Genomic DNA, 25,241 nt, shown 5'->3' with positions numbered 1-25,241 from the left:
CCGGGGCGGGCCGTTGGGGGCGTGACCTGCGTGTAACCCGTTCCCACTAGGGTCTGCGCATGCTTTTGTGGATCAACGGGCCGTTCGGCGGCGGCAAGACACAGACCGCGTACGAGATCCAACGGCGGCTGCGGGGCAGCGTCGTCTGTGACCCCGAGCATCCCGGTTTTGGCCTGCGTCGGATGCTGCCTCCCGAACTGCGCGGCGACTTCCGGGAGTTGGCGTCCTGGCGGGAGGGCGTCGTCGAGGTGCTCGATCTCGCCCTCACCCGGCGGGAGGGCGTGGTGATCGTGCCGATGACGGTCACCGACTCCGGCTGCTTCGCCGAGACCGTCGGCCGGTTGCGTGAACTCGGGCACGATGTACGGCACTTCACGCTCCTCGCCGAACGGGAGACGGTGCTGCGACGGTTGCGTGAGCGCAGCCTCGGGGACCTGCTTCGGGGCCTGAGCAGGAAGAACGCCCCGTTGCGGAACGAGAGTTGGGCGGTGCAGCAGCTCGACCACTGTCTGGAGCGGTTGCGCGAGGAGGAGTTCGCCGAGCATCTGTGGACGGACCGTTCGACCGTGCCGAAGACGGCCGACCGGATCGCGGTGCTGGCCGGGCTGACGCTGCGGCCCAACAACGAGGGCGCGCTGCGTACGCGGCTTCGCCAGGTCCGGATCGGCATCCGGCACGTACGGTTCGACTGACGTCCTGTTCCGGACGCGTTCCGTTCAAGTGACCTCCTGGTCAGGTGAGTTCCTGGTCGTATCCATGGGGGTCGCGGTGGTGCCGTTGGTCGCGGGCGCGGGGGACCTGCCGGAGTGGGGCTCGGCTGGGGCACCTCCGGCCGGGGCGGCGGGGCTCGGTGGGTCTCCTCCGGGTGGGTCAGCGGAGGATGCCCTCCAGGAAGTCGCTGCCCAGGCGGGCCGCCACCGTCACGTCCAGTTGGTGCAGGACGTAGCGGCCACGGCGGCGGGTGGTGAGCAGGCCCGCCTTCTTCAGCACCCCCAGGTGCCGGGATATCTCGGGCGCGGACATGCCGTGGATCTGGGCCAGCTCGCCGGTGGTGTACGCGCTGCGGGCGAGGTGACGGCAGAGCCGCATCCGCACCGGGTGGGACAGCGCGGCCATCCGCAGCGCGAGCTGCTCGACCGAGGGCGGGGAGGCCAACTCGGGGGAGTTGACCGGGTAGTGCAGCACCGGCTGCCAGCCGTGCCGGTGCAGGACGCTGAGGTGCGGCCAGCCCATGCTGGTCGGGATGAGCAGCAGGCCGCCGTCACCGGTGCGGGTGCGGCCCTCGCCGAGCTTGTCGACGGTGATGCGGGTGCCCGACTCGTCCACGCCCGCCGCAGGGGAGACCGCGGCGAGCGCTCCCGCGAGGCCCTTGCGGCGCAGCAGGTCGGTCTTGTGACGGGCGTCCGCGGCCAGTTGGTGGCCGAGGCGGGCCCAGGTCTGGGAGAAGAACGCCTCCTCGCAGTCCTCCACGAACTGCCTGAACCACGCCCGTATCCGCGGCGGGTCGGACAGCAGCCGTTCGGTGAACCGGACCTGCTGCGGCCCGCGCGAGGCCGCCAGCTCCACGGCGCGCCGCCGCTGCTCCGAGTCGTCGAGCAGCACCGGCCCGGGCGAGCCGTACGACGACACGCACGTGAACTCCAGCGCCGCGTCCACGAACTGCTCGTCGGTCAGCTTGTCCAGCAGGCTCAGATCCTCGGCGATGGTCCCGCCGGGCAACGCGCTGCGCCCCGGAACGCCCGCGAACGGCAGGAACAGGTCCGACAACGTCGTCCGCCACAGGAAGTCGGCCTCGCACATCCGGTCGGCCAGGTGCGGGTCGAGGCGGGCCGTCACGCCCGTCGCCCAGGCCTGGAGGCCGGGGTGGTGGCCGGGCTCGGACAGCGCGTGCAGCGCCATGCAGAGCTCGGCCAGCGGAGAGGGCACGAAGGCGATCTTCTCCGTCCGTAGCCCCGCGATGTCGATGTGCACGCTCATGACCTCATGGTGCACCGCACCACTGACAACGGCGTCCCCGATTGACTGCGGACGTCAATCGACGCGACCGCACGGCCGACGAAGGCGCAGGGTGGAGCCACCGGGGCAGCAGCGGACAACGCCTCCCCGTCCCCGTTCCCATCTCCCTTCCCCATCGCTGGGACACGTCCCGAGAGGGCGGATTGTCATGAGCCTCACACAGCAGTACCTCCTCGACACCTACCGCGCCCGGCAGCTCGGGATGCCCGACCCGCCCGCGCCGGGCAGCGGGGAGTGGCAGGTCGTGCGCGACTGGCGCGACCACCGGCACCTCACTGCGGCCCTCGCCGGACCACCGGCAGACGGGCGCGTACGGCGTGCCCTGCGCCGACTGCTGCGCCCGCGCACCACCTGCTGACCCGTCCGCTACCGCGCGCCGGTCTCCTCCCCGAGGAGGGCCACGAAGTCGGCGACGGCCGCCGTCACGTCGTCGGCCGTCCACTCCAGGCCCTCCGCGCGGACGGAGACCTCGGTGACGGCGAGCCCGGGGCCCTTGGCGTCCCAGGCGTCCGTGAACAGGAGCGTCCCGCTCTCCTCGCCCTGCCGGATCGCGGCCTCGGCGAGCACCTCGGCGTCGTAGGGCAGCCAGACCTGGAACTCATGGGTGTGCGGGCGCTCGGGGTGCACGTGCGACCAGGGCACCCCGGCCGCCGCGAACCCCGCGCGCAGGGCATCGGCGACCACGCGCGCGTGCGCGACGTAGGAAGGCAGCCGGGGCAGCTCCCGTTCCAGACCCGCCAGGGCCGCCAGCGCCGTCGGGAACTGCTGGTAGATCTGGCCTCCGTACCGATGACGCCAGGTCCGGGCCTCCTCCATCAGGGAGTTCGGCCCGGCGAGCGCGGCGCCGCCGAAGCCGTCGAGCGACTTGTAGAACGACACGTACACGCTGTCCGCGAGGCCCGCGATCTCCTCAAGGGAACGGCCGAGATGGACCGTCGACTCCCACAGGCGGGCCCCGTCGACGTGCACCACGGCGTCCCGTTCGCGCGCGGCAGCCACCACCTCGGTCAGCTCCTGCCAGGAGGGCAGCACGAAACCGGCGTCCCGCAGCGGCAGTTCCAGCATCAGGGTCCCGAACGGCTCCGGGAAGTCGCGTACTTCATCTGCGGTCGGCATCCGCTGCTCGCTCGTGATCCGCACCGGGCGCAGACCGCTGACCTGGCTGAGCGCACCGCGTTCGTGCACCTCGGGGTGGGCCAGCGCGTGCAGGGCGACGGTCGGGTTGCCGGTGCGCCCCGCCCAGCAGCGCAACGCCACCTGCTGCGCCATCGTGCCCGACGGGAAGAACGCGGCGGCCTCGGTGCCGAGCAGCCCGGCGACCTTCTCCTCCAGCGCCTCCACGACGCCGTCGCCATAGAGGTCGACGCGCTCGTCCAGGTCGTACACGCTGTCCACGCCGTCCAGCAGCGCGAGGCGTTCACGGAGGGTGCCCACATAGCCGGGGCGGGCGAGGACGCGCCGCGCGCTGCGGTGAGCGCCCTGGCGCCGTGCCCGACGACGCGCGAGCCGCTCGTCGGCGGTGACCTCTTGGGGTGGGGCGGGCCGTTCGGGGGCCGTGGCCTCTTCGACCGGCTCGGTGTCGGCGCGCTCCTCCGACTGACGGGACTGCTCGATGTCCGTGCCGTTCTCGGGCGGGCCGGGGTGCCCGGGGGCTGGGGGAGTCGTGGGGTGCGTGGTCTGCTCGGCCGGTTCGCTCATGCCCGGATCATGCCGCGCGCGTCTTGATGCGGGCACCCGAGTATGTCGGCCCCGGACGATCGCCTCCGGCCCGGCAGGATCGTTGCCTCGATGGCGCCCTGTTTCTCCACGCGTGCGTGGCCACGTGCCAAGGCACCGACGTCACGGTCGTCGCGGCCCGTGCTTCTCCACGCGTGTGTGGCCACGCGCAACGTGGGACTTCCGGGGCGCCCTGCGATACGTTGCGGCCCCGCGCTCGCCCCCCCGTTCCCCGCTTCCTCGCGGGTACGCGCGCGTGCCGAGAGTCCGCCCACAGCCTGTGGACAACCGGGGCCGGGTCCCGCAGATCGCGTTAACATGACGAGAAATCGTCCGGTACCCAGTGCGGACTGGAACGGGAAGGCCACCGTCGCGTGAGTACAGTCCAACCACCAGATCCCCGGGACCGCCCCGCGCGGCTCACCGTCGGCGTCGTCGGCGCCGGTCGGGTGGGCCCCGCCCTCGCCGCGTCCCTCCAGCTCGCCGGACACCGTCCGGTCGCCGTCTCCGCGGTCTCCGACGCCTCCAGGCGCCGTGCCGCGCAGCTGCTGCCGGACGTGCCCGTGGTGCCGCCCGCCGAGGTCATGGCCCGTGCCGAGCTGGTCCTGCTCACCGTCCCGGACGACACCCTGCCCGGGCTCGTGGAGGGCCTCGCCGAGACCGGCGCCGTCCGCCCGGGCCAGCTGCTCGTGCACACCTCGGGACGGTACGGCGCACGCGTGCTGCACCCGGCGCTGCGGGCGGGCGCGCTGCCGCTCGCGCTGCACCCGGCGATGACGTTCACCGGCACGCCCGTGGACGTCCAGCGCCTCGCCGGCTGTTCGTTCGGCGTCACCGCGCCCGAGGAGCTGCGGCTGGCCGCCGAGGCTCTCGTCGTCGAGATGGGCGGCGAGCCCGAATGGATCGCCGAGGAGCACCGCCCGCTCTACCACGCGGCCCTCGCCCTGGGCGCCAACCACCTGGTGACGCTGGTCGCGCAGTCCATGGAGCTGCTGCGCGAGGCCGGGGTCGAGTCCCCCGCGCGGATGCTCGGGCCGCTGCTCGGCGCGGCTCTGGACAACGCCCTGCGTTCCGGCGACGGGGCGCTGACGGGGCCGGTCGCGCGCGGGGACGCCGGCACGGTCGCCGCGCACATCACGGAGCTGCGCACGCACGCACCGCAGACCGTCGCCGGGTACCTGGCGATGGCCCGGGCGACGGCCGACCGCGCGCTCGCCCACGGCCTCCTGAAGCCGGAGCTGGCCGAAGACCTCCTCGGGGTACTCGCCGACGAAGGCACCGGAACCGGAGCCGAGGGAGACACCCGATGAACAACGCCGTGTCACGCTCCATAGACACCGTGCACACGGGCCGCCGGAACCCGGCTCGGGTGAGCCACGCGCGCACCCACACAGGCCACCAGCCGACCCCGGACACCTCGCGTGGAACCGCGGCCGGTCCGATCGACGCCGCCGATGCCCTGCCCGCAGGTACGCACGCGGGAGGGGGTGTGCGATGAGTGCCGTTCTGGTGCGTACTGCCGGGGAGTTGCACGCGCGGGCGCGGGTGGGGCGGCGGGCTGTTGTCATGACCATGGGTGCGCTGCATGAAGGGCACGCCACTCTGGTGCGGACCGCGCGCGGGATCGTCGGGCCGGACGGCGAGGTCGTCGTCACCGTCTTTGTGAACCCCCTTCAGTTCGGGGCCGGTGAGGATCTCGACCGGTATCCGCGCACCCTCGACGCCGACGTCAAGATCGCCGAACAGGCCGGTGCGGACGCCGTGTTCGCGCCCTCCGTCGACGAGGTGTACCCGGGCGGCGAGCCGCAGGTCAGGATCAGCGCGGGCCCGATGGGGGAGCGCCTGGAGGGTGCCACGCGCCCCGGGCACTTCGACGGCGTCCTCACGGTCGTCGGCAAGCTGCTGCACCTCACCCGGCCCGACGCCGCCCTGTTCGGGCAGAAGGACGCCCAGCAGCTCGCCCTGATCCGCCGCATGGCGCGGGACCTGAACTTCGGCGTCGAGATCGTCGGCGTGCCCACCGTGCGCGAGCCGGACGGCCTCGCCCTGTCCAGCCGCAACCGCTACCTCACGCCCTCCGAACGGCGCACCGCGCTCGCGCTGTCCCGCGCGCTGTTCGCCGGCCGGGACCGGCACGCGGCGCAGGAGGCGCTGCGCGCGCGGGCCCGCGAAGTGCCCGCCACGCACGCGCGTGCGCAGGCCCTCAGCGCGCTCGGCGAGTCCCGCGCAGCCGCCGACACGCACGCCGTCGCGAAGGCCCTGCCGGGCGCTCCCGCCGCCGTGCGCGCCGCGGCCCGGCTCGCATTGGACGACGCCGCCCGGGCCAACCCGCCGTTGGTCCTGGACTACCTGGCGCTCGTCGACCCGGCCGACTTCACCGAGATCGGGGACGACTTCACCGGCGAGGCCGTCCTCGCCGTCGCCGCCCGGGTCGGCACGACCCGGCTGCTCGACAACCTCCCGCTGACCTTCGGAGCCGCCCCGTGACCAGCACAGGCATACGTCTGCACGCGCCCGCCCCGGGCTGGTCCATCGCCGCGGACGTGGTCGTCGTCGGCTCCGGCGTCGCGGGCCTCACCGCCGCCCTGCGCTGCGAGGCGGCCGGGCTGCGCACCGTCGTCGTCACCAAGGCGCGCCTCGACGACGGCTCCACCCGCTGGGCGCAGGGCGGCATCGCCGCGGCCCTGGGCGAGGGCGACACGCCCGAACAGCACCTGGACGACACGCTGGTGGCGGGCGCGGGCCTGTGCGACGAGGAGGCCGTACGGCTCCTCGTCACCGAGGGACCGCACGCCGTGCGCCGGCTCATCGACACCGGCGCCCACTTCGACGAGTCCTCCGAAGGAGGACTCCAGCTGACCCGCGAGGGCGGCCACCACCGGCGCCGGATCGCCCACGCGGGCGGCGACGCGACCGGCGCCGAGATCTCCCGGGCGCTCGTCGAGGCCGTCCGCGCGCGGGGGCTGCGCACCATCGAGAACGCGCTCGTCCTGGACCTGCTGACCGACGCCGAGGGTCATACGGCGGGCGTGTCGCTGCACGTCATGGGTGAGGGGCAGCACGACGGCGTGGGCGCGGTGCACGCGCCCGCGGTGGTCCTCGCGACCGGCGGCATGGGCCAGGTGTTCGCCGCGACGACCAACCCGTCGGTGTCCACGGGCGACGGCGTGGCGCTCGCGCTGCGGGCCGGCGCGGAGGTCTCCGACCTGGAGTTCGTGCAGTTCCACCCGACGGTGCTGTTCCTCGGGGCCGACGCCGAGGGACAGCAGCCGCTGGTCTCCGAGGCGGTCCGGGGCGAGGGCGCCCACCTCGTCGACGCGGACGGCGTGCGCTTCATGGTGGGCCAGCACGAGCTGGCCGAGCTGGCGCCCCGGGACATCGTCGCCAAGGGCATCATGCGCCGGATGCGCGAACAGGGCGCCGACCACATGTTCCTGGACGCCCGGCACTTCGGCGCCGCCATGTGGGAGCGGCGGTTCCCGACGATCCTGGCCGCCTGCCGCGCCCACGGCATCGACCCGGTCACCGCCCCGGTCCCGGTCTCCCCGGCCGCCCACTACGCCTCCGGAGGCGTCCGCACCGACGCCCGGGGCCGCACCACCGTGCCGGGCCTGTACGCGTGCGGCGAGGTCGCCTGCACCGGCGTGCACGGCGCCAACCGGCTCGCCTCCAACTCCCTCCTCGAAGGCCTCGTCTACGCGGAGCGCATCGCCGCCGACATCGCCGCCGACGGCCGCCACGCACGCGTACCCGTCGAGCACCCCGCCCGCCCCGAACCGCCCGCCCACCCGCTGCTCGCCCCCGAGACCCGCCTCGCCGTGCAGCGGATCATGTCCGACGGCGCCGGTGTCCTGCGCTCCGCCGACTCCCTCGCCCGTGCCGCGGGCCGCCTCCAACGGCTGGACGCGGAGGCGCGGGAGGCCCTGGAGGAGAACGGCAAGACCGCCGAGCCCGGCGTCGACACCTGGGAGGCCACCAACCTCCTCGCGGTCGCGCGCGTGCTCGTCGAGGCGGCCCGGCTGCGCCAGGAGACGCGCGGCTGCCACTGGCGCGAGGACCACGCCGAGCGCGACGACACCGACTGGCGCCGTCACATCGTTGTCCGGCTGAATCCTGACCGGACGCTGGCCGTGGACACCACGGACACCTCAGACTTCCCCCCTACCCGGCCGTCCCCGTGCCCCCAGGAGCAGTGACAGAAGTGAGCACCCCCGACCTTCCCCTCGCGTCGACCGGCGGCTGCGGTGACGGCTGCGCCTGTGGCGCGGGCGGCGATCCCGAATCCGCCGAGTACGCCGAATACATGGAGTGCGGGCTCGACCCCGCCCTCGCTGACCTGCTGACCGACGCCGGTCTCGACCCCGTCGAGGTCGAGGACATCGCCAACGTCGCCCTCCAGGAGGACCTCGCGGGCGGCGTGGACGTGACCACCGTCGCGACCATCCCCGAGGACGCCGTCGCCACCGCCGACTTCACCGCGCGCGAGGCGGGCGTCGTCGCCGGGCTGCGGGTCGCCGAGGCCGTCGTCTCGGTGGTGTGCGCGGACGAGTTCGAGGTCGAGCGGCACGTCGAGGACGGCGAGCGGGTGGCGGCCGGACAGAAGCTCCTGTCGGTCACCACGCGCACGCGTGACCTGCTCACCGCCGAGCGCAGCGCCCTCAACCTGCTGTGCCGCCTCTCCGGCATCGCGACCGCCACGCGCGCGTGGGCGGACACGCTGGACGGCACGCGCGCGAAGGTGCGCGACACCCGCAAGACCACCCCGGGCCTGCGCGCCCTGGAGAAGTACGCGGTGCGCTGCGGCGGCGGCGTCAACCACCGCATGTCGCTCTTCGACGCGGCCCTGGTCAAGGACAACCACGTGGTCGCCGCCGGTGGCGTCGCGCAGGCCTTCAAGGCGGTCCGGGAGGCGTTCCCCGACCTGCCCATCGAGGTCGAGGTCGACACCCTGCACCAGCTGCGCGAGGTCGTCGACGCGGGCGCCGATCTCATCCTTCTGGACAACTTCACGCCCGGCGAGTGCGAAGAGGCGGTCGGCATCGTCGCCGGCCGCGCCGCCCTGGAGGCCTCCGGACGGCTCACCCTGGACAACGCCGCCGCGTACGCCGCCACCGGCGTCGACTACCTCGCCGTAGGCGCCCTGACCCACTCCTCGCCGATCCTGGACATCGGCCTGGACCTGCGCGCGGCGGAGTAACCGGCATGCTGCTCACGATCGACGTGGGGAACACGCACACGGTCCTCGGTCTGTTCGACGGCGAGGACATCGTCGAACACTGGCGCATCTCCACGGATGCCCGCCGCACCGCCGACGAACTCGCCGTCCTCCTCCAGGGCCTGATGGGCATGCACCCGCTGCTCGGCGAGGAACTCGGCGACGGCATCGACGGCATCGCCATCTGCGCCACCGTGCCGTCCGTCCTGCACGAGCTGCGCGAGGTCACCCGCCGCTACTACGGCGACGTGCCCGCCGTCCTCGTCGAACCCGGCGTCAAGACGGGCGTGCCGATCCTCACCGACAACCCCAAGGAGGTCGGCGCCGACCGCATCATCAACTCGGTCGCCGCCGTCGAGCTGTACGGCGGCCCCGCGATCGTCGTCGACTTCGGTACGGCGACGACGTTCGACGCGGTCAGCGCGCGCGGGGAGTACGTCGGCGGGGTGATCGCGCCCGGCATCGAGATCTCCGTCGAGGCGCTCGGCGTCCGGGGCGCGCAGCTGCGCAAGATCGAGGTGGCCCGGCCGCGCAGTGTGATCGGCAAGAACACCGTCGAGGCCATGCAGGCCGGCATCATCTTCGGCTTCGCGGGACAGGTCGACGGCGTGGTGACCCGGATGGCCCGCGAGCTGGCCGACGACCCGGACGAGGTCACCGTCATCGCGACCGGCGGCCTCGCGCCGATGGTGCTCGGCGAGGCGACGGTGATCGACGAGCACGAACCGTGGCTGACGCTGGTCGGGCTGCGCCTGGTGTACGAGCGGAACGTGTCACGGATGTGACGGACGGGACGGACGGGACGGACGGGACGGAAGGGGTGTGCCCGGGGCCACGGGCGCAACCGGGTGGCCCCAGGTGCGCCACACCCGCCCCCTATGTCGAGTTTGTCTGATTAGCGCGTATCGTCGCCGCATGCCCACGCCATACGGATCTCGCGGCGGCATGGCGTTCGGCGCGGCGGAGCTGCGTGTGCTCCGCCGCGCGCTCGCCCTCGCCCTGAACCCCGCCCCCGCCTCGGCCGAGGACGTCCAGGACTGCCACCGGCTCGCCGAGTCCCTCGACGAGGCGATGTGCGAGGGCGTCAGACTGCGCGCCTTCCTGCTGGCCGACCTCGCCCGCTACCGCGCCGCGCTCCCCGGCACCGCCGCCGGCTTCCTCACCCTCCTTGAGGAGGCGCTGCGCGCCGGGTACCGGCCCGGCGCCGACGACCTCGCCGCCCTGCGGGCCCTGCGCGGCAACCCGATCGCGGCGGCACTGCTCGACCACTGCCAGGCCGCCGCCGAGCAGGACGTGAGGGCCCGTCTGGCGCGCGCGACGACCCGGCAGGCCGCCCCGACCGTCCCCGCGTCCCGCACGCGCCTCACGGCCCTTCCAGGCGGCCTGTCGGCCATGTCGGGCGACGACGCGGAGGAGACCCCCGCCCGGCGCCCCGCCGACCGGCCCGCGCGTCGACCGGCGCCGCCCGCCCCCGCGCCGACCCCGACTCCGACCCCGACCCCGAATCCGGCCCCGGAGAAACCGTCCCGGCCCATCCCCACCCCGGGCGAGGTCTTTCCGCCGCGCCGCAAACCGGCCCCCTCGGCCACGTCGTCATCGCGCGAGTTGGCGGCCGGCTGAACCGAACAACGTTCGAAAGAAGGGGGCGAAGACGGCCGGTCGGGCCGCCTTCGCCCCCTTCGAATTCGATGAGAAGTTCTGCCCAAGGCTGGATTCCGGTGGCCAGGATTCGGAAAAGGTTCCGCCCGCCGGGTCCCAAATCCCCCGACCCCCATCCCGGACCACCCCGCCCCCGTGGCTACTCTGGGCCCATGGACTACGTCTCCGCGCTTGTGCCCCCGGTCGTCATGGCCGTGTTCTTCATCGGTCTGATCAGGGTGATCGTGAAGACCCAGGGCGGCGCCATGAAGGCCAAGGAGGACGCGGCCGTCGACGCCGCGCTCGCCCGCGCCGAGAGCACCCGGCAGGCCGGCGCCACCGACGGCGGCTGAGGCCGGCGGGCCCCGAGGGCGTGCGACACCGGTGTTTCCCGGGCCGTACGCCCCTTTTTGATGCTGTTTGCCGCTGAACGAGCCCGTCCGGCGGGTCAATGACCGGACCTCCCACTATTGTCGGAGCTGTGCCTCGCCCATTGGGAGAACTCGAAGACTCGGTCATGACGCGGGTGTGGAAGTGGAACCGCCCGGTGACTGTTCGAGAAGTCCTGGAAGACCTTCAGCAGGAACGGACCATCGCCTACACCACGGTGATGACCGTTTTGGACAATCTCCATCAGAAGGGCTGGGTGCGCCGTGAGGCGGAAGGCCGGGCCTATCGATATGAAGCCGTCTCCACCAGGGCCGCCTACGCCGCCGCCCTGATGAACGACGCCTGGTCGCAGAGCGACAACCCGGCCGCCGCACTCGTCGCGTTCTTCGGGATGATGAGCGACGAACAGCGACAGGCCCTGCGGGACGCCGTACGCATCGTCCAGGGGCCGGAAACCCCACAAGACGAGAACCAGAACCCCGGCGCGGCGCGGGACGACACCGAGCGATAGCGTCCGCACATGTCAGCCGAACGTCCCGAACGCGCCGAAGTCAGCGCTAAAGCCATCACCGTCCGCCGGGCCCGTACCAGCGATGTCACGGCCGTACGCCGTCTCCTGGACGCCTACGTTCGTGACCGTATCCTGCTCGACAAAGCGACCGTGACGCTTTACGAGGACATCCAGGAGTTCTGGGTCGCCGAACGGGACGACAACGCCGAGGTGGTCGGTGCAGGTGCCCTGCATGTGATGTGGGAAGACCTCGCGGAAGTGCGCACTCTTGCTGTGAAGCCCGGCCTGAAGGGTGCCGGTGTAGGGCACCAGTTGCTGGAAAAGTTGCTGCACACGGCACGCTGGCTCGGCGTTCGTCGCGTTTTCTGCCTCACCTTCGAAGTCGACTTCTTCGGCAAGCACGGCTTCGTCGAGATCGGTGAGACACCGGTCGACACCGATGTCTACGCGGAGCTGCTGCGTTCCTATGACGAGGGTGTGGCGGAGTTCCTCGGTCTCGAACGGGTGAAACCGAACACCTTGGGCAACAGGCGGATGCTTCTGCATCTGTGATCGCCCCGGAGTATTCGATCCGGCCGCCCTGCCCACGTTCCCTATGTCCGAAACGCGCATGTTTCCGGACCGGGCCCTGACTGCCGGTCTCTCCGGGGGGTTTGTGTTTTTCCCGCAAAAGCGGTTTGCTTTCCGACGTACTGCTGTACTGCATATAACAGGGGACGGCGAAACGGCGGATGCCGCAGGCCCCCGGCCCTCACGTTATGGATGAAAGGAAATCCCGGTGGCACAGAAGGTTCAGGTCCTTCTTGTCGATGACCTCGACGGCGGCGAGGCGGACGAGACCGTGACGTTCGCGTTGGACGGCAAGACGTACGAGATTGATCTCACGACCGCCAATGCGGACAAGCTTCGCGGCCTTCTGGAGGCTTACGTGAAGGGCGGCCGTCGCACCGGCGGGCGTTCTTCGGGTGGTCGCGGAAAGGCCCGCGTCACGGCCGGCGGCAGCCAGGACACCGCGCAGATCCGCGCCTGGGCGAAGGAGAACGGCTACGAGGTCAACGACCGCGGCCGTGTTCCCGCGTCCATCCGCGAGGCCTACGAGAAGGCCAACGGCTGATCACGGACGAGTGGCGAGGTCCACGGCCTGGACGCCGGGGGCCGGGCGCATCAGCGCCGCAGCCGCGAACGGTGGCACCAGGTGGCCACCGTGTCCACGAGACGTACGAGATCGGGGGCGTCCCCACCGCCCCCCAGGGCCGGCATCGCCGGCAGCGAGGCCTCCACCTCGCATCCAGGCTCGGGGGGTCGCATCCAGACGGCGGCCCCCTGAAGGTCGTCCGGGCGGTGCGCGGTGGTCCACGGACCCGCCCCGGGAGGCGGCGGCGCGTCCATGAGGCCGCCCTCCCCGGTCGCCGTCAGATCGAGCGGCAGCCCGCCCCACTCCAGCCACTCAAGGAGCCCCGGCAGCTCCTCGGCGCCGCCCACGGCCACCAGCAGCCGCATCCGGTCGCCCTGGACGGCCACCGGAGAGCCCGGCGCCAGATGACGCAGCCCCGCCCGGCCCGCCTCGGCCGCCACCTCCAGAACGTCGAAATCCCGGCCGACGATAAGTCGTACCGGAAATCCGGCGGAGGCGGGCACCGTCGCCCACCCCAGTTCGTTCTCGTACCAGTGGCGCACCGCCTCGGGGCCGTGCGGAGGCGGACCGGGAGGACGAGGGGCGTCCGGATTCAGGGGGCGGCGGGGGAGCGGAATCGCGCCGCGATCCGTACCGGAGGGCGGGGGAAGCGGACGGAGGCTGCCAACCATGCCAAGCGCAACGCCCGAAAAGGCCTCCGGGTTACGCTGGGTGGCCTGTCGAGCGCCCAGTGTGCCGACAGAGGGGTGTGTGGGGGCTGGGGAAGACATGAGGTTGTTCGCCCATAGCGGAGGGAACGGGCGCGCGAGGCATGTGGACTGTCCGTACCTACGGGTAAGACATCCCTAGTGGGAGGGGGCGACACACAGAAAGAGCCGTCTCACGTTCGCCATCGGCGTACTGGAGACAGGGGTAACTGCCTGGCCTGCGGGAACATCGTCTCGCACCATCGGGTTGGAGCAGATGTCGGCGTACGGGGTCAGGAGGCAGAGTTGGTTCTCGGTCCGGTGTCGGCAGTTGGAATGAGCGGTCCCCGCTTGCGGGACTAAGCTGCGGAAGGACAGGGAGGGGAAGTTCCCCCCACTGCCTGACCGCTCTGAGGAGCGATTAACGATGTTCGAGAGGTTCACCGACCGCGCGCGGCGGGTTGTCGTCCTGGCTCAGGAAGAAGCCCGGATGCTCAACCACAACTACATCGGCACCGAGCACATCCTCCTGGGCCTGATCCACGAGGGTGAGGGTGTCGCCGCCAAGGCCCTTGAGAGCCTCGGGATTTCGCTCGAGGCGGTCCGCCAGCAGGTGGAGGAGATCATCGGCCAGGGCCAGCAGGCCCCGTCCGGACACATCCCCTTCACCCCCCGTGCCAAGAAGGTCCTGGAGCTGTCGCTCCGCGAGGCCCTTCAGCTCGGCCACAACTACATCGGCACGGAGCACATCCTGCTCGGCCTGATCCGCGAGGGCGAGGGCGTCGCCGCCCAGGTCCTGGTCAAGCTGGGTGCCGACCTCAACCGGGTGCGGCAGCAGGTCATCCAGCTGCTCTCCGGCTACCAGGGCAAGGAGACCGCCACCGCGGGCGGCCCTGCCGAGGGCACGCCCTCGACGTCCCTGGTCCTCGACCAGTTCGGCCGGAACCTCACCCAGGCCGCTCGTGAGTCCAAGCTCGACCCGGTCATCGGGCGCGAGAAGGAGATCGAGCGGGTCATGCAGGTGCTGTCCCGCCGTACCAAGAACAACCCGGTGCTGATCGGTGAGCCCGGCGTCGGCAAGACCGCCGTCGTCGAGGGGCTCGCGCAGGCCATCGTCAAGGGCGAGGTGCCCGAGACCCTCAAGGACAAGCACCTCTACACCCTCGACCTCGGCGCGCTGGTCGCCGGCTCCCGCTACCGCGGTGACTTCGAGGAGCGCCTGAAGAAGGTCCTCAAGGAGATCCGCACCCGCGGCGACATCATCCTGTTCATCGACGAGCTGCACACGCTGGTCGGTGCGGGTGCCGCCGAGGGCGCCATCGACGCCGCGTCGATCCTCAAGCCGATGCTGGCCCGTGGTGAGCTCCAGACCATCGGCGCCACCACGCTGGACGAGTACCGCAAGCACCTGGAGAAGGACGCGGCCCTTGAGCGCCGTTTCCAGCCCATCCAGGTCGCCGAGCCGTCGCTGCCGCACACGATCGAGATCCTCAAGGGTCTGCGTGACCGGTACGAGGCCCACCACCGCGTCTCCATCACGGACGAGGCACTGGTGCAGGCCGCCACGCTGGCCGACCGGTACATCTCGGACCGCTTCCTGCCGGACAAGGCGATCGACCTGATCGACGAGGCCGGGTCGAGGATGCGCATCCGCCGGATGACCGCGCCGCCGGACCTGCGCGAGTTCGACGAGAAGATCGCCGGTGTCCGCCGGGACAAGGAGTCCGCGATCGACTCGCAGGACTTCGAGAAGGCCGCTTCGCTGCGCGACAAGGAGAAGCAGCTCCTGGCCGCCAAGGCCAAGCGCGAGAAGGAGTGGAAGGCCGGCGACATGGACGTCGTCGCCGAGGTCGACGGCGAGCTGATCGCCGAGGTCCTCGCGACGGCCACCGGCATCCCGGTCTTCAAGCTGACCGAGGAGGAGTCCTCGCGTCTGCTGCGCATGGAGGACGAGCTGCACAAGCGGGTCATCGGTCAGGTCGACGCCGTCAAGGCGCTGTCGAAGGCGATCCGCCGTACGCGTGCCGGGCTCAAGGACCCGAAGCGTCCGGGTGGTTCGTTCATCTTCGCCGGCCCGTCCGGTGTCGGTAAGACCGAGCTGTCCAAGGCGCTCGCCGAGTTCCTCTTCGGTGACGAGGACGCGCTGATCTCCCTCGACATGTCGGAGTTCAGCGAGAAGCACACGGTCTCGCGGCTCTTCGGTTCGCCTCCCGGCTACGTGGGCTACGAAGAGGGCGGCCAGCTGACCGAGAAGGTCCGCCGCAAGCCGTTCTCCGTGGTCCTGTTCGACGAGGTCGAGAAGGCCCACCCGGACATCTTCAACTCGCTGTTGCAGATCCTGGAGGACGGTCGTCTGACCGACTCCCAGGGCCGGGTCGTGGACTTCAAGAACACGGTCATCATCATGACGACCAACCTCGGCACGCGGGACATCTCCAAGGGCTTCAACCTGGGCTTCGCCGCCTCCGGCGACACGAAGACCAACTACGAGCGCATGAAGAACAAGGTGTCGGACGAGCTGAAGCAGCACTTCCGCCCCGAGTTCCTCAACCGCGTCGACGACGTCGTCGTCTTCCCGCAGCTCACCCAGGCCGACATCCTGCGGATCGTCGACCTGATGGTGGGCAAGGTGGACGAGCGCCTCAAGGACCGGGACATGGGTCTTGAGCTGTCCTCGTCGGCGAAGGAGCTGCTGTCCAAGAAGGGGTACGACCCGGTGCTGGGCGCGCGTCCGCTGCGGCGCACGATCCAGCGCGAGATCGAGGACACGCTGTCGGAGAAGATCCTCTTCGGCGAGCTGCGCCCCGGTCACATCGTGGTCGTCGACACGGAGGGCGAGGGCGAGGCCCAGACCTTCACCTTCCGGGGTGCGGAGAAGGCGGCCCTGCCCGACGTCCCGCCGATCGAGCAGGCGGCCGGCGGTGCCGGACCCAACCTGAGCAAGGAGGCGTGACCCGCTAGGGACACGCTGAGCCGGACAGAACGGCAGAACAGAAGGGGCCGGTGCTTTCGAGCACCGGCCCCTTCCGTATGGCGTGTCGCGGGTTACGAGAGCTGGCCGTCGTAGTCCGGCAGCTTGAACGTCTTCTCGGCGTGGCCGCCCGACAGGTCGGAGGCGCTGTTACCGATGTTGGCGATGATCGTGTAGCCCTTGTTCTCGATGGCGACGCGCTGCGCGGTCTTGTACGCGGCGACGTCCTTGAACAGGTCGGACACGCCGCGGACGTAGAGACCGGAGACCTCGTAGCCGTCGTGCTTCAGGTTCCACTCGGTGGGCGCGGCGATCAGGCCAGGGCGCGCGGTGACGAAGAAGAGGGCGACGCCGTGCTGCTGGGCGTACTCGGCGACGTTCAGGACCGGCTTGTTGGCGGGCTGCGGGTAGCTGAACCCGAAGTCGGTCTCCAGCGTGGTGTTGTCGATGTCGAAGACGATGGCCCGCTTCTCGCCGGACTTGCCGGCGGAGATCCGCTGCGTCACATAGGGCAGCGCCTGGTCCATCACGGCCTGGCAGTCGCTCTGCCAGGTCGCGTAGTCGACGTCCTCGGCGGCAGCGGCGGTGCTGGTCGCCGCCTGGGCCGGCACCGCGAGCGCCAGGAAGGCGGAGGCGGAAACGGCGGTCACGGCGATGCGGTGCGCCCAGGGGCGTCGGCTCGTCATGGGGGTCCTCTTCTCACGTCTGTATGCCGTTGTCCGGAGCATGCTGGGCGAGCAGAGTGGCTGAAAAGGAACCACAGGGTTACCGGGTGGTAGTCAGTGAGAGGCCGGTGTCACATCGAGGCGGGTTCCGGGCGCGGGGTCCGGTGACAAGCCGCACAGGGGATATGTCCGGTACTAGCGGGTCTAGTAGCTCTGGTGAGGTTTGCCGGGTGGGGCGGCCGGGCAGAAGGGGGCCTCGGCCGCGCGGCCACGGCAGGGCGATCGTCGGATTTCGCCGTGATCGGCCGGTCTATTCCCGATGGATTCCCTGTCAAGGTCCATGGGGATATGGGGCGAGATACTAGCTTCCGTCGTAGTTGGAGGGTTTTGGGGTCCGGGGGGTCCCGGGTTACCAAGGGATGGTCCATTCGGCGATCGCGTCCCGCGGTCCGCGCCGGATGGATTTCCTCGTCCCCCATCCCATGAGGTCTTCATGTCTTCGCGCGTCCCGTCCCGTTCCGCCCGCACGTCCACGCTCCGTGCCCGTGCGACCGTCCTGGCCGCAGGCCTGGGAGTGTCGGTCGCGCTGGGGGCCGGGGTCGCGGTCGCCGCCGACATCACCGGCGTGTCCGCCACGGCCGGTACGGCCAGCGCCGTCACCGCCCAGGCCCAGGCGCAGGCCAAGGCCGCCAAGAGCGCCGCCGCGAAGAAGAGCGCGCAGGTGGCCGCCGCCAAGAAGGCCGCAGTCAAGAAGGCCGCCGCCAAGAAGAGCGCCGCCAAGACGTCGGCCAAGACCGCCGCCGCCAAGAAGAACGCCTCCTGGATCGCGCCGGTGAAGAGCTACACCCTCTCCGCGAGCTACGCGCAGGCCGGCGGCATGTGGCAGTCCACCCACAGTGGCCAGGACTTCGCCGTCTCCACCGGCACCGATGTCCGCGCCGCGCACGGCGGCACCGTCGTCAAGGCGGGCGGCAACGGCGCCGGCGACGGGCCCGCGTACGGCAACGCCGTTGTCATCAAGCACGCCAACGGCACGTACTCGCAGTACGCGCACCTGTCCCGGATCGACGTCAAGGTCGGCCAGGTCGTCTCCACCGGGCAGCACATCGCGCTCTCCGGCTCCACCGGCAACTCCAGCGGTCCGCACCTCCACTTCGAGATCCGGACCACCGCGAACTACGGCTCGGCCGTCAACCCGGTCGCCTTCCTGCGCACCCAGGGCGTCAGCGTCTGACCGACGGCCTGCATGGCTGCCTGCACGGATGCCGGACAGACGTCCGGCGGACGCCCGACGGATGCCTGACGGGTGCCCGACCGGCGTCGGATCTGCGGCTAGGAGGAGGCCTGCATGCCCTCGTGGGCGCGGGTCACCAGGTCGGTGGCGACTTCGAGGACGGCCTTGCGCTTGGCCTCGGGGTCGCCCTCGATGTCGCCCAGGGCGAACATCCCGGCGTGCAGCGTGAACATCGCGCTGACACAGCGGACCTGGTCGATCAGCTCGGACTCCGGGTCGATGAGGATGTCCCGCATGCCGATCATGCGGTTGCGGAACATCTCGCCGATGCGGAGTTCCTTCACCGTCGCCTGGTTCTCCTGCATGAAGCGGATGAGCCGGGAGGCGCCGGCCAGGACGTCGCTGTACCGGCGGATGATCTCCTGCTTGGTCGCGAGGTTCTGCGGCTGCCGCCTGCCCCACTCGATCAGGGCCTCTATGGGCTGCGAGAGGTCCTCGAAGATGCTGACGAGGATCTCTTCCTTCGTCTTGAAGTGGTAGTAGAGCGCGGCCTTGGTGACGTCGAGGCGCTCGGCGATCTCGCGCAGGGAGGTCTTCTCGTAGCCCTGTTCGGCGAAGAGTTCGAGGGCCACGTCCTGGATGCGCTGGCGGGTGTTTCCGCGGCGCTGCTGCTTGGTGCCGTCCATGGTGCCGACCATCCTCGCACTCCGAAAAACTTACTTGACGCCCGGCTAGTTACGGGGCTACCTTCCGCAGTGTAGTGAACTAGCCGGGCGGCAAGTAAGTGGTCGGCCGGGGGGAAGCACCAAGGGGAAGTGGCTGGCCATGGCGGACACGACGAAGGTCGACGAGGTCGACCCGTTGACCGGGAAACAACCGAGAAGCGTGCGGGTGGTCCTGCTCGCCCTCATGATCACGATGATGCTGGCGATGCTCGACAACATGATCGTGGGCACCGCGATGCCGACGATCGTGGGGGAGCTGGGTGGGCTCGAACACCTGTCGTGGGTGGTGACGGCGTACACGCTCGCGACCGCCGCGTCGACCCCGGTCTGGGGCAAGCTCGGCGACATGTACGGCCGCAAGGCCACCTTCATGACGTCGATCGTGATCTTCCTGATCGGGTCCGCGCTCAGCGGCATGGCCCAGAACATGGGCGAGCTGATCGCCTTCCGCGCGGTGCAGGGGCTCGGCGCGGGCGGCCTGATGGTCGGCGTCATGGCGATCATCGGCGATCTGATACCGCCCCGTGAGCGCGGCAAGTACCAGGGCATGATGGCCGGCGTCATGGCCATCGCGATGATCGGCGGACCGCTGGTCGGCGGCACGATCACCGACAACTGGGGCTGGCGCTGGGCCTTCTACATCAACCTGCCGCTCGGTGTGGTCGCGCTCGGCCTCATCAGCGTTGTCCTGCATCTGCCGAAGAAGCGGTCCAAGGCCGGGATCGACTACCTCGGAGTCGTTCTGCTGACCGTCGGCATCACCGCGATCGTGCTCGTCACCACCTGGGGCGGCTCGGAGTACGCGTGGACCTCGGCCCGCATCATGGAGCTGACCGGCATCGGGGTCGCCTCGCTCGTCGGGTTCGTGTTCTGGCAGACCAAGGCGGCCGAGCCGGTGCTGCCGCTGCACATCTTCCGCAGCCTGAACTTCACGCTGATGTCCGTCATCGGCTTCATCACCGGCTTCGTGATGTTCGGTGCGACGCTGTTCCTGCCGCTGTACCAGCAGTCCGTGCAGGGCGCTTCCGCGACCAACTCCGGGCTGCTGCTCCTGCCGATGCTCGGCGCGATGCTCGTCACCTCGATGGTGGCCGGGCGGGTCACCACGAACACCGGCAAGTACAAGGTCTTCCCGATCGTCGGCAGTGCCCTGATGATCGTCGGGCTGTATCTGCTGTCCACGATGGACACCGGGACCTCGCGGTTCACGTCCGGTGTGTTCATGGCGGTCGTCGGGCTCGGCATGGGCTGCCTGATGCAGATCACCATGCTGGTCGCGCAGAACAGCGTCGAGATGAAGGACATCGGCGTCGCGTCGTCGTCCGCCACGCTGTTCCGTACGCTCGGGTCCTCGTTCGGCGTCGCGATCATGGGTGCGCTGTTCAACGACCGGGTCCAGGACGTCATGTCCGAGCGGGCGGGGGCGTTGGGATCTCAGATCACCGAGAAGTCCGCGCAGCTGGATGCGGCGAGTCTGGCGAAGTTGCCGGAGGCGGCGCGGGAGGCGTATCAGCACGCGGTGTCCGCGGGGACGCACTCCGCGTTCCTGCTGGGGTCGGTCGTGGCCGTGGTCGCGCTCATCGCCTCCGTCTTCGTCAAGGAGGTCGCCCTTCGGGGGGCGGGGCCGGCGAAGGGCGAGTCTGCCGACGGGGCTGAGGGTGGCGTGAAGATTCAGGCGCCGATCGTCGAGGCGGTCTGAACGGCCGTGTGAGCGGCGGGGGTTGAGCGCTTGCGCTCTGCTTGGGCTGAAGGCCTCTCGGTGGTGTCCGCCACGGGGGCCTTCGGCGTTGGCGGGGGTGTGTCCGGGCCCGGGCGGGCCCTGGCTGGTGGCCTGTCGGCCGGGGGGCTTGTGCGGGGCGCGTGTCAGGGGTGCGGGTCGCTATCGGGGTGTGGGTGCGGGCCGGTGGGGGGTTTGCGCAGTTCCCCGCGCCCCTGGATATGCGGGGTTGTGGGTGGGTGCGGGGCCGTGGAGGCTGGTTGCGCCCGCGCGGCGGAGCCGCATATCGATACAGCCCCGCGCCCCTAAGACACGGGCCGTGGGGGCTGGGCCTGCCCGTGCGGTGGAGGCGCATATTGATGCAGGCCCGCGCCCCCTAAAACACGGGTTGTGGGCAGGTGCGGCGCCGTGGGGGCTGGTCGCGCAGTTCCCCGCGCCCCTAAAACAGGGGTTGTGGGCGGGTGCGGGGCTGTGGGGGCTTGTCGTGCCCGTGCGGCGGAGCCGCATATCGATACAGCCCCGCGCCCCTAAAAACAGGGGTCGTGGGCAGGTGCGGCGCCGTGGGGGCTGGTCGCGCAGTTCCCCGCGCCCCTAAAAACAGGGGTTGTGGGCGGGTGCGGGGCCGTGGGGGCTTGTCGTGCCCGCGCGGCGGAGCCGCATATCGATGCAGGCCCGCGCCCCTTAAGGGCGTTGCCCGGCCGTGGGTTGGATGGTCGGGGCGGTTGGTCGTGGCCCCTTAACGGCGGTGCCCGGCCGTTGGCTGTGGGGGCGGGGCCGTTGGTCTTGGGCTTTGGTGGCGTTGCCCGGCCGTTGGCTGTGGGGGTGGGGCCGTTGGTTGGTGGGGTGGGGGTTACGGGAGCATGGGGTAGCTGCCTGTGTTGGTTGGGGCGTGTTCGGGGAGCCAGAGGACGGCCACCGCGCCCTCCGCGGGGACGTGGTCCGGGGCGCCGGTGGGGCGGACGTTGCGGAAGGTGAGGCGGGCGCCGAGGACGCGGGCCTGCCCGGCCGCGATGGTCAGGCCGAGCCCGTGCCCCTGCCCCGCGCGGTCCGCGCTGCCGGTGCGGAACCGGCTCGGGCCGTCCGCGAGCAGGTCGGACGGGAAACCGGGGCCATGGTCGCGGACCCGGATGACCCGGCCCTCGACGGTGACCTCGATCGGCGGCTTGCCGTGCCGGGCGGCGTTGGTGAGGAGGTTGAACAGCACCCGCTCCAGGCGGCGCGGGTCGGTCGTCACCTCGGACTCGTGCACCACCCGCACCACGATGGCCGGGTCCTTCGCGATCACCCGCCGGGCCACGAACTCGCCGAGCAGCAGATCCTGGAGTTCCGCACGTTCCGAGGCGCCGTCCAGGCGGGCCACCTCCAGGACGTCCTCGACGAGCGTGCGCATCGCCTTCGCCCGGTCGAGGACCAGCTCGGTCGGCCTGCCCGGGGGCAGCAGTTCGGCGGCGGTGAGCAGTCCGGTCACCGGGGTGCGCAGCTCGTGCGCGATGTCGGCGGTCACCCGGCGTTCCGCCTCCAGGCGCTGCTGGAGCGCGTCGGCCATGGCGTCGACCGCGCGCGCGAGGTCGTCGGTCTCGTCCCGGATCACCCCGCCGATCGCGTCCCGCACCCGGACGTCGGTCTCACCCCGGGCGACCGCGTTCGCGGCGTGGGCGGCCTTGCGCAGCCGACGTGACAACTGGCCGCCGATCAGCACGCCGAGCGCGCTGCCGCCGAGGACCACCGCGATCGAGCCGATCACCAGGGCCTGGTCGAGATCCTTGAGGATGTCGGTGCTGCGGTCGGTGAACCCGGTGTGCAGGGACAGCACATGCCCGCCCTTGACGGGGACGGCGGCCCAGATGTCCGGGACGCCGTTGGGGCGGTCGGTGACGAAGGTCGCCCGGCGGTTCTGCTCCATCTTGGTCTGGAGGGCCGCCGGCAGGTCGGGGTCGTCGATCTTCACGCTGGGGAAGTTCGGCCGGCCGGACAGTTCGTAGGTGCGCTGCGCGATCTGGATGCGTTCGTCGGCGAGGTCGCGCGCGTTGTCGAGCATCGAGACGCGGGCCGCGTTGTGCACGACCAGGCTCAGCGCGACCGCCACCAGCGCGCCGACCAGCGCGATGGCGGCGCTCAGCTTCCACCGCACGCCGGTGCGGATGCCGTTGGTGTCGTCGTGCGCCGGGTTCAGGCGCCGGAAGATCCCCCGCATGTCGTGGTGTCCCCGCTCAGGCCTTCAGCTTGTAACCGAAGCCGCGCACCGTCTCGATGCGGTCCTGGCCGATCTTCGTGCGCAGCCGCTGCACATGGACGTCGACGACGCGGGTGTCGCCGCCCCAGCCGTAGTCCCAGACCCGCTCAAGCAGCTTGTCCCGGGACAGGACCGTGCCCGGCGCCGACGAGAACTCCAGCAGCAGCCGCATCTCGGTCGGCGTCAGCGCCACCGGCTGCCCGGACCGGCGCACCTCCATGCCCTCGGTGTCGATCTCCAGCTCGCCGAAGCTCAGCACCCCGCCCTCGGCGCCGTCGCCCGGTGTCTCGGAACGGTCCCCGCCGCTCGCGTGCCCGAAACGGCGCAGCACGGCGCGGATGCGGGCCACGAGGACGGCGCCGTCGAACGGTTTCGTGACGTAGTCGTCCGCGCCCGCCTCCAGGCCGAGGACGACGTCGATCGAGTCGGCGCGCGCCGACAGCATGATGACCGGCACGGTGGAGTCGTCGCGGATACGCCGGCACAGGCTGACGCCGTCGAGGCCGGGAACCATCACGTCGAGGAGCGCGATGTCGGGGCGGTCGGCCCGGAACGCCTCCAGGCCGGACAGTCCGTCGGGCATCGCCGTGACCGCGAAGCCGTCCCGCTCCAGGGCGAGTTGGGTGGCCTCACGGATGACGTCGTCGTCCTCGACGAACAGGACGTGGGTCTGGTCTGCCATCCCGGTGCTCTCAGTTCTCGATTCGGGTCGGGGTCTGACGGGGTCGGTCTCATGGGCTGCGGGTCGCGCGAGGTACGGGTCTCGCGGGACCGAACGCCGTTCACCCATCTGTACATCACCTGGGCCGGTGTATGCCCCCTACATCGGGCCGGGGTGGGTGATCGGTTCACCGGCGACCGGTCCCACCTGCGATCGAACCGGCCGACGAGGCCCTGACCACAACTGCTGGGTCACGTGCTCGGGGCCGGGGACGCGACGCCTCCGACGGCGGTGCTGTAGTCGTTGTGTGTGCGGTACTCCTCGGTGAATCGGTTCGCCGTCCAGCGGTAGGTGATCACGTTCTCGCCGGACGGGCTCGACACCGGGTCGCCCTTCTCGTACACCTGTTTGGTCACCACCAGGTCGCCGCGGTCTATCTCGGCGTAGACCGGGGGTTCCTCGGCCTTGAAGACATTCTCGTACCGTCCGGCGACCCGGCGATAGACATACGAGCCGACCCCCACCGCGTCACCACAGGTCAGGACGTTCACGACCACGTCGTCGGCCGAACCGCCGGTCAGCTCGCCGTAGGACACGTCGACGGGGTACTCGTCGGCCACGCAGGGTTTCAGCTCGCGCTTGACCTCCGCGGAGACCTCCGGGTCGTCCTTGACCAGCCGGACCGCGTTCACCTGGCCGGGCGTGGCGGTGGCGCTTGGCGTGGCGGAGGAGGCCACTCCGGCCACCGAGTCGGCGTGCGCGGGGCCCTCGTCACGGGCGCCGGTGCCGCCGGTCGCGCACGCGGACGCGAACAGCCCGAGGGCGACGAGCACGGCCACCGCCGTGAACGTCGCCCGCACCGCCCCCCGTCCCGGGGGTTCCGCGTCGCTCAGACCGCGCACCGCTCCCGCTCCTCACGCTCCAGCGCGCGTGCGTCCAGATCGCGGCTCTCCAGCTCCTCCCGGAGCCGGGCGAGCGCCCGGTGCAGCGTGCTCTTGACCGTTCCGGCCGACATGCCGAGCGCGGCGGCCGTCTCCTCCGTGGACATCTGCTCCCAGTGTCGCAGGACGACGACGCTGCGCTGCTTCGGTGCCAGAACTTTCATGATGTCCATGAGGAGCGCGCGGTCCGCGTGCTGCTCGGCGGAGTCGTCCACGCAGGCCTCGGGCAGCTGCTCGGTCGGCACCTCCTCCAGCTTCCGGGCCCGCCACCACTCGGTCCGGGTGTTGATCATCACCCGGCGCAGGTAGGCGTCCGCGAGGCGCTTGTCGGCGATGCCCTCCCAGCGGCCGTAGGTCCGCACCAGCGCCGTCTGGAGGAGGTCCTGGGCGTCGACCGGGTCCGGGACCAGCCGACGGGCGCTGCGCAACAGCGCGTCCTGTCGGGTGCGGACGTACTCCTCGAACTCCAGCACCTCGGCCTGCGCCATCTGAACCGCCTCCCGTTCCCCGTTCCGAGCGGCTCGATGGCCGTCGGGCTCCGCTTGCGTTCCCTCGTCGTCCCCGGTCCGCCGGGCACACAAATGAAGCTACGGACGGGTTGTCACGGCACTGTGCGAGCGAGCGCGCGGCTGGCAATCGGCTGTCCGTCGGTTGTGTAACAGCGGGAGGCAACGACGGAGCAGACGGGCCCTGTTGTCCGGCTGTGCGGCGATTTGTCTAGGTGGCGCGGCCCTTACAAAGGCGTCGGAACGGCGTCTGCGCGCACGTCGACGTGACAGCGAGGCCG

The 25,241-nt window shown here is 70.9% G+C and carries 24 protein-coding genes; 15 read left to right on the top strand and 9 right to left on the bottom strand.

The window, feature by feature from the left end:
• Positions 1 to 59: 59 nt before the first annotated feature.
• The gene (locus ACIQOU_RS07540; protein ID WP_401534818.1) at positions 60 to 692 is read left to right on the top strand and encodes an AAA family ATPase; all 633 of its coding nucleotides are present in this window, start codon (positions 60 to 62) and stop codon (positions 690 to 692) included.
• Positions 693 to 870: 178 nt separating this feature from the next.
• Here ACIQOU_RS07540 and ACIQOU_RS07535 read toward each other — a convergent pair whose 3' ends face one another.
• On the bottom strand, positions 871 to 1,977 hold the full coding sequence (locus tag ACIQOU_RS07535) for a DUF5937 family protein (protein ID WP_401534816.1): 1,107 nt from the start codon (positions 1,975 to 1,977) through the stop codon (positions 871 to 873).
• Positions 1,978 to 2,164: 187 nt separating this feature from the next.
• Between ACIQOU_RS07535 and ACIQOU_RS07530 the strand changes: the two genes are divergently transcribed.
• Positions 2,165 to 2,374 (top strand): hypothetical protein, encoded by a 210-nt coding sequence (locus ACIQOU_RS07530; protein ID WP_401534814.1) that lies wholly within the window; start codon positions 2,165 to 2,167, stop codon positions 2,372 to 2,374.
• Between the two features lie 8 nt (positions 2,375 to 2,382).
• On the opposite strand, the gene ACIQOU_RS07525 is transcribed toward ACIQOU_RS07530, so the two are convergent.
• A complete protein-coding gene (locus tag ACIQOU_RS07525) occupies positions 2,383 to 3,714 on the bottom strand; it encodes a threonine aldolase family protein (RefSeq protein WP_401534811.1) in 1,332 nt (443 codons plus the stop codon).
• 392 nt (positions 3,715 to 4,106) lie between these two features.
• Here ACIQOU_RS07525 and ACIQOU_RS07520 point away from each other — a divergent pair, with 392 nt between their 5' ends.
• From ACIQOU_RS07520 to ACIQOU_RS07475, 10 genes are all read left to right on the top strand, one after another.
• The gene (locus tag ACIQOU_RS07520) at positions 4,107 to 5,042 is read left to right on the top strand and encodes a Rossmann-like and DUF2520 domain-containing protein (RefSeq protein ID WP_401534809.1); all 936 of its coding nucleotides are present in this window, start codon (positions 4,107 to 4,109) and stop codon (positions 5,040 to 5,042) included.
• 184 nt (positions 5,043 to 5,226) lie between these two features.
• On the top strand, positions 5,227 to 6,219 hold the full coding sequence (panC, locus tag ACIQOU_RS07515) for a pantoate--beta-alanine ligase (RefSeq protein WP_401534807.1): 993 nt from the start codon (positions 5,227 to 5,229) through the stop codon (positions 6,217 to 6,219).
• Entirely contained in the window at positions 6,216 to 7,928 is a 1,713-nt protein-coding gene (locus tag ACIQOU_RS07510; protein WP_401534805.1) for an L-aspartate oxidase, read from the top strand. The genes panC and ACIQOU_RS07510 overlap by 4 nt, the downstream gene beginning before the upstream one ends.
• 5 nt (positions 7,929 to 7,933) lie before the next feature.
• A complete protein-coding gene (gene nadC / locus ACIQOU_RS07505) occupies positions 7,934 to 8,929 on the top strand; it encodes a carboxylating nicotinate-nucleotide diphosphorylase (protein WP_401534803.1) in 996 nt (331 codons plus the stop codon).
• Positions 8,930 to 8,934: 5 nt separating this feature from the next.
• Positions 8,935 to 9,732: a type III pantothenate kinase gene (locus ACIQOU_RS07500; protein ID WP_401534801.1), complete on the top strand. Its 798-nt coding sequence runs from the start codon at positions 8,935 to 8,937 to the stop codon at positions 9,730 to 9,732.
• A gap of 160 nt (positions 9,733 to 9,892) precedes the next feature.
• Positions 9,893 to 10,567, top strand: a complete 675-nt coding sequence (locus ACIQOU_RS07495; protein ID WP_401535784.1) for a hypothetical protein — start codon at positions 9,893 to 9,895, stop codon at positions 10,565 to 10,567.
• A gap of 191 nt (positions 10,568 to 10,758) precedes the next feature.
• Entirely contained in the window at positions 10,759 to 10,938 is a 180-nt protein-coding gene (locus tag ACIQOU_RS07490) for a hypothetical protein (RefSeq protein WP_401534799.1), read from the top strand.
• Between the two features lie 128 nt (positions 10,939 to 11,066).
• Positions 11,067 to 11,486, top strand: a complete 420-nt coding sequence (locus ACIQOU_RS07485; RefSeq protein ID WP_401534796.1) for a BlaI/MecI/CopY family transcriptional regulator — start codon at positions 11,067 to 11,069, stop codon at positions 11,484 to 11,486.
• 9 nt (positions 11,487 to 11,495) lie between these two features.
• Positions 11,496 to 12,038 carry an amino-acid N-acetyltransferase gene (locus ACIQOU_RS07480; RefSeq protein WP_401534794.1) on the top strand — a complete coding sequence of 181 codons (543 nt, stop codon included), beginning with the start codon at positions 11,496 to 11,498 and terminating at the stop codon, positions 12,036 to 12,038.
• Positions 12,039 to 12,264: 226 nt separating this feature from the next.
• Positions 12,265 to 12,600 (top strand): Lsr2 family protein, encoded by a 336-nt coding sequence (locus ACIQOU_RS07475; protein WP_401534791.1) that lies wholly within the window; start codon positions 12,265 to 12,267, stop codon positions 12,598 to 12,600.
• A gap of 50 nt (positions 12,601 to 12,650) precedes the next feature.
• On the opposite strand, the gene ACIQOU_RS07470 is transcribed toward ACIQOU_RS07475, so the two are convergent.
• Positions 12,651 to 13,292, bottom strand: a complete 642-nt coding sequence (locus ACIQOU_RS07470) for an SCO3374 family protein (protein WP_401534789.1) — start codon at positions 13,290 to 13,292, stop codon at positions 12,651 to 12,653.
• A gap of 442 nt (positions 13,293 to 13,734) precedes the next feature.
• On the opposite strand from ACIQOU_RS07470, the gene ACIQOU_RS07465 reads away from it, so the two are divergent.
• The gene (locus ACIQOU_RS07465; RefSeq protein ID WP_401534787.1) at positions 13,735 to 16,260 is read left to right on the top strand and encodes an ATP-dependent Clp protease ATP-binding subunit; all 2,526 of its coding nucleotides are present in this window, start codon (positions 13,735 to 13,737) and stop codon (positions 16,258 to 16,260) included.
• Between the two features lie 92 nt (positions 16,261 to 16,352).
• Here ACIQOU_RS07465 and ACIQOU_RS07460 read toward each other — a convergent pair whose 3' ends face one another.
• Positions 16,353 to 16,964 carry an HAD family acid phosphatase gene (locus tag ACIQOU_RS07460; protein ID WP_401534785.1) on the bottom strand — a complete coding sequence of 204 codons (612 nt, stop codon included), beginning with the start codon at positions 16,962 to 16,964 and terminating at the stop codon, positions 16,353 to 16,355.
• Between the two features lie 472 nt (positions 16,965 to 17,436).
• Between ACIQOU_RS07460 and ACIQOU_RS07455 the strand changes: the two genes are divergently transcribed.
• Positions 17,437 to 18,177, top strand: coding sequence for a M23 family metallopeptidase (locus ACIQOU_RS07455; RefSeq protein ID WP_401534783.1), 741 nt, complete (start codon positions 17,437 to 17,439; stop codon positions 18,175 to 18,177).
• A gap of 98 nt (positions 18,178 to 18,275) precedes the next feature.
• On the opposite strand, the gene ACIQOU_RS07450 is transcribed toward ACIQOU_RS07455, so the two are convergent.
• Positions 18,276 to 18,875: a TetR/AcrR family transcriptional regulator gene (locus ACIQOU_RS07450; RefSeq protein ID WP_401534781.1), complete on the bottom strand. Its 600-nt coding sequence runs from the start codon at positions 18,873 to 18,875 to the stop codon at positions 18,276 to 18,278.
• A 127-nt stretch (positions 18,876 to 19,002) separates the two neighbouring features.
• Between ACIQOU_RS07450 and ACIQOU_RS07445 the strand changes: the two genes are divergently transcribed.
• Positions 19,003 to 20,601 carry an MDR family MFS transporter gene (locus ACIQOU_RS07445; RefSeq protein ID WP_401534779.1) on the top strand — a complete coding sequence of 533 codons (1,599 nt, stop codon included), beginning with the start codon at positions 19,003 to 19,005 and terminating at the stop codon, positions 20,599 to 20,601.
• A gap of 868 nt (positions 20,602 to 21,469) precedes the next feature.
• Here ACIQOU_RS07445 and cseC read toward each other — a convergent pair.
• The 4 genes from cseC to ACIQOU_RS07425 form a co-directional block, all read right to left on the bottom strand.
• Positions 21,470 to 22,813 carry a two-component system sensor histidine kinase CseC gene (gene cseC / locus ACIQOU_RS07440; protein WP_401534777.1) on the bottom strand — a complete coding sequence of 448 codons (1,344 nt, stop codon included), beginning with the start codon at positions 22,811 to 22,813 and terminating at the stop codon, positions 21,470 to 21,472.
• Between the two features lie 16 nt (positions 22,814 to 22,829).
• Positions 22,830 to 23,534 carry a two-component system response regulator CseB gene (cseB, locus tag ACIQOU_RS07435; protein ID WP_401534774.1) on the bottom strand — a complete coding sequence of 235 codons (705 nt, stop codon included), beginning with the start codon at positions 23,532 to 23,534 and terminating at the stop codon, positions 22,830 to 22,832.
• A 230-nt stretch (positions 23,535 to 23,764) separates the two neighbouring features.
• Positions 23,765 to 24,415 (bottom strand): hypothetical protein, encoded by a 651-nt coding sequence (locus tag ACIQOU_RS07430; RefSeq protein ID WP_401534771.1) that lies wholly within the window; start codon positions 24,413 to 24,415, stop codon positions 23,765 to 23,767.
• The gene (locus ACIQOU_RS07425) at positions 24,403 to 24,942 is read right to left on the bottom strand and encodes a SigE family RNA polymerase sigma factor (protein WP_401534769.1); all 540 of its coding nucleotides are present in this window, start codon (positions 24,940 to 24,942) and stop codon (positions 24,403 to 24,405) included. The genes ACIQOU_RS07430 and ACIQOU_RS07425 overlap by 13 nt, the downstream gene beginning before the upstream one ends.
• Positions 24,943 to 25,241 lie beyond the last annotated feature (299 nt).

The sequence above is a fragment of the Streptomyces sp. NPDC091279 genome, from assembly GCF_044757465.1.
In the GTDB taxonomy this organism is placed as follows: domain Bacteria; phylum Actinomycetota; class Actinomycetes; order Streptomycetales; family Streptomycetaceae; genus Streptomyces.
The sequence above is the reverse complement of the archived record's forward strand: the minus strand, read 5'-3'. Positions and strand labels throughout refer to the sequence as shown.